Here is a 3586-nt window from a genome sequence, read left to right as displayed (position 1 = left end):
TGTTGCTCTCGGTCGAAATTATGCGCAGCCGCGAATTATGCTGAGGTCCGTTCGAGCAACTTGCTAATTGGTGCCGGAGCAGCGGGATTGCGCAACGCTGGCCGTTCCGCCAAACTGCACATAAAAAATGATCCCCTAATTGGGCAGTTATTCCCTTTCAGGAGGATCATCATGATCGGCTTGGTTCCTCTACGACCGCAGCCTCAGGCGTGGCTGTGGCGCAGCGTCCTTTCTCCATTCGCCGAGCGCTATTGCGAATATCTCATTGAGCGTGGCTACGCGGTGCGTACCATCCACCACTATGTGAGATGCGTCGCACACTTCGCGTACTGGCTTACGAGACGCCGGACGGCAGCAGACAGCATCGATGACCGACTTGCCTGTTGCTTTGTGAACGATCATTTGCCGAAGTGCACCTGTCCGGACCCGACTCCGCGAAGCCGGGCGGACATGAGTGCGGCACTGCGACATCTGCTCGTCGTTATGGGGAGGCCTGGGACACCCCGGTATCTGAGCACGGTACCGGACGTCCTGCGACAGGAGGTTTGCCGGTTCACCGAGTATCTGGAAGAGGTCTGCGGTCTCGCGGAATGTACGAGATATCAGCGTGCACGGATCGCACGTGACTTCCTGCTGCAGTACTTCCGGGGCAGACAGATCGATGTCGCCGCGATCACAATTCGGGATATCCATCGATTCGTGACACGTTACCCGGGCGGATGCAAAGCCGGAGCAGCAGGTGTAAGAGGGAGCGCGTTACGCAGCTACCTTCGGTTCCGGGCCACGATATATGGCGATCGCGTCGACGAACTGATCGCCGCGGTTCCGGGCGTGGCTGGCTGGAGACTGGCGCCACTGCCCGAAACGCTTTCGGATCCGGAGATCAGTCAGCTTCTGGACTCGTTCGATCGGAACACGCCTGCTAGTCTGCGTGACTACGCCATGGTTCGCTGTCTGGTGGACCTTGGGTTACAGGCAGGAGAAGTCGTGCAAATCCAGCTCGACGATATCAACTGGCGCGAAGGCACATTGCAGATCCGTCGCAGCAAATCACGACGGACGCAAGTCATTCCACTGCCTGATCCGACCGGACGCGCGATCGCTGACTACATCCGGTTAGCCCGAAAGGCAACGACGACCTCCCGCGCTGTCTTTGTGCGACATTCCGCGCCGACCGACCTTCCACTAGGGACGGGCCGCGTCCACCAAGCGGTGCAAGCCGCGTATGTTCGTTGCGGCTGGCGAGACCGATCCGGGACCCATCTTCTGAGGCACAGCGTTGCCCGACGGCTTCTTCGGTCTGGCTTGTCGTTGAAGGTAGTGGCTGACGTCCTGCGTCACAAAAGCATTGATACCACCGCGATCTACACGAAGATCGACCTGCGAAGCCTCGAAGCCGTGACGCTTCCGTGGCCGGGGAGACGATCATGAAACGCTCTGCACATTTGGCACACACAATGGTCTCGCTGGTGGAAGCGTATCTCGCAGAGCGACGCAGTCTCGGTTTCGAGCTGAAGATCACGGGGGAAGTGATGATGAACTTCGCCCGCTTCGCTGATGCGATGAACCATCGTGGCCCAATCACCGAAAGCCTCGTTCTGGCCTGGGCCCATTCGACGACAACTCAACGGGACATTACGTGTGCGCGGCGAATCGAGGTCATCCGCCCGTTCACGAAGTATCTAAGGCAGTTCGATCCTGATACCGTGGTTCCGCAGCGTGATCTGTGCGGACGAGCGCATCGCCGTCTGGTGCCGCACATCTATACGGAGCAGGAACTCGCAGAACTCCTTGCTGCCTCGGCGGCAATGTCCCCGGCTGGTTCGATCCGACCATTAACCTATGAAACATTGTTCGGGTTGATTGCGGCGACCGGCTTGCGCATCTCGGAAGCCATCAACCTGGTTCGAGACGACGTGAACCTCATTGACGGCACTTTGACTGTGCGGGAGACGAAATTCGCCAAGTCGCGCCTGATCCCGCTGCATCCGACCGTTACGCTTGCCCTGAAGCACTACGCCGAACGTCGCAGGTATGTCGCCGCGCAGCCATGCAATTCGTTCTTTGTGAGCCTTCGTGGCGGGAAGTTGCACACCAGAACCGTTCACTGGGTGTTTGGTCGCCTTCGCGAGCAACTCGGGTGGCATGCTCGAGGTGACCATGCAATGCCTCGAATCCATGATCTTCGCCACTCGTTCGTATGTCGGCGCATTCTCAGGTGGTACCAGGAGGGCGTAAACGTCGATAACCGGATGATTGCCCTAACTACCTATCTCGGGCACGTGAAGCCGAGCGATACCTACTGGTACCTGACTGCCGTTCCTGAACTCATGGAAGTCGTGAACCAGAAATTTGCACACTTTGCGCAGGGAGTCGGCCATGAGTAAAGTCCGCTCCATTCCATCCTTCGCCACGCTTCTGCAGGACTTCTTCGTTGAACGGCTGATGGAACAACGCGCCGTCAGCCAGGAGACGATATCGAGCTATCGCGATACGTTCCGCCTGTTCCTGAAGTTTGCTTCCGATCGCGTGCGCAAGTCTCCATCTGATCTCACGCTGGCCGACCTGGACGCACCACTGGTGCTGGCCTTCCTGAAACATCTCGAGATTGACCGGCACAACAGCACGCGTACGCGCAACGTTCGACTCGCCGGGTTACGTTCATTCATGAAGTACGCGGCATACCGGGACATTGCTTCACTGGCCGTCATCCAGCGCGTGCTTGCCGTGCCGATGAAGCGTTGCGACGAACCTCTGGTTGGCTTCCTGTCGCGCGAGGAGGTGCAACAGTTGCTGGTCGCACCGGATCCGGACACATGGACCGGGCAACGCGACCGTGTACTGCTTGCAACCATGTATAACACTGGTGCGCGGGTCTCGGAGATCCTCGCACTGCGAGTCGGTGATGTCATCCTGGGGCCCTCGTCCTGTGTCCACATTCTGGGCAAGGGGCGCAAGCAGCGCACCGTACCTTTATGGCGATCCACTGCCACCCTAATCAAACGGTGGCTCCCGAGGATCCCGGACGCGCCAAGTCACAGGTTGTTTCCAAACCGGTCGGGCAACGCGATGACGCGCTCAAATGTCGCTGACAGGTTGAGAATTGCCATAACGAGAGCAAAGGAACAATGTCCGCAGCTCAGGAAGCGGCGCGTCACTCTCCACATGGTCCGGCACACGACCGCAACACACCTGCTTCAGTCGGGTGCCGACCTGTCAGTCATAGCTCTCTGGCTGGGACACGAAAGCACCGCCACCACGCATTGCTATCTGGAGGCTAATCTGGAAATGAAGGAGCGGGCGCTGAACGCCATTCAGCCGCCACATGTAAAGAAGAGTCGATATCGACCGCCGGATCGACTCTTGCAGTTCCTGGAGTCGTTGTAATTATGCGTAGTTCGCCGGACCGCAAATCCTCGTGGAGCAGCCCGGCGACTGCCGGAGCAATCGCCGTTGATGACGGACTGCGCATAATTTGCAACTGCGCATAATTTCGATCATGCACATATTTGCATGATCGAAAGAACTACTTGCACTTCGGCTCCGACAGTGGCGGCGAACGCGGCGCCGCTATCTATTCGCTGGT

At 58.3% G+C, this 3586-nt stretch carries 3 protein-coding genes; all 3 read left to right on the top strand.

Features of this window, described 5'->3' with window-relative positions; genetic code table 11:
- The first annotated feature begins 171 nt into the window (after positions 1-171).
- Genes A3A5_RS0115470 through A3A5_RS0115460 form a run of 3 tightly spaced genes read left to right on the top strand, consistent with a single transcriptional unit; the run spans position 172 to position 3387 of the window.
- Positions 172-1431: a site-specific integrase gene (locus tag A3A5_RS0115470; protein WP_026200817.1), complete on the top strand. Its 1260-nt coding sequence runs from the start codon at positions 172-174 to the stop codon at positions 1429-1431.
- Entirely contained in the window at positions 1428-2387 is a 960-nt protein-coding gene (locus tag A3A5_RS0115465) for a tyrosine-type recombinase/integrase (protein ID WP_026200816.1), read from the top strand. The genes A3A5_RS0115470 and A3A5_RS0115465 overlap by 4 nt, the downstream gene beginning before the upstream one ends.
- A complete protein-coding gene (locus A3A5_RS0115460) occupies positions 2380-3387 on the top strand; it encodes a site-specific integrase (protein ID WP_018311464.1) in 1008 nt (335 codons plus the stop codon). Before A3A5_RS0115465 ends, A3A5_RS0115460 begins: the two co-directional genes overlap by 8 nt.
- Positions 3388-3586 lie beyond the last annotated feature (199 nt).

This window comes from Cupriavidus sp. UYPR2.512 (genome assembly GCF_000379565.1).
In the GTDB taxonomy this organism is placed as follows: Bacteria; Pseudomonadota; Gammaproteobacteria; order Burkholderiales; family Burkholderiaceae; genus Cupriavidus.
Note: the sequence above shows the minus strand (reverse complement) of the source record. Positions and strands in the feature narration are given on the sequence as shown.

Excerpts from the sequence above, each read along its gene's own strand:
- A3A5_RS0115470 (WP_026200817.1), top strand. The coding sequence starts at position 172 with ATGATCGGCTTGGTTCCTCTACGACCGCAGCCTCAGGCGTGGCTGTGG.
- A3A5_RS0115465 (WP_026200816.1), top strand. The coding sequence starts at position 1,428 with ATGAAACGCTCTGCACATTTGGCACACACAATGGTCTCGCTGGTGGAA.
- A3A5_RS0115460 (WP_018311464.1), top strand. The coding sequence starts at position 2,380 with ATGAGTAAAGTCCGCTCCATTCCATCCTTCGCCACGCTTCTGCAGGAC.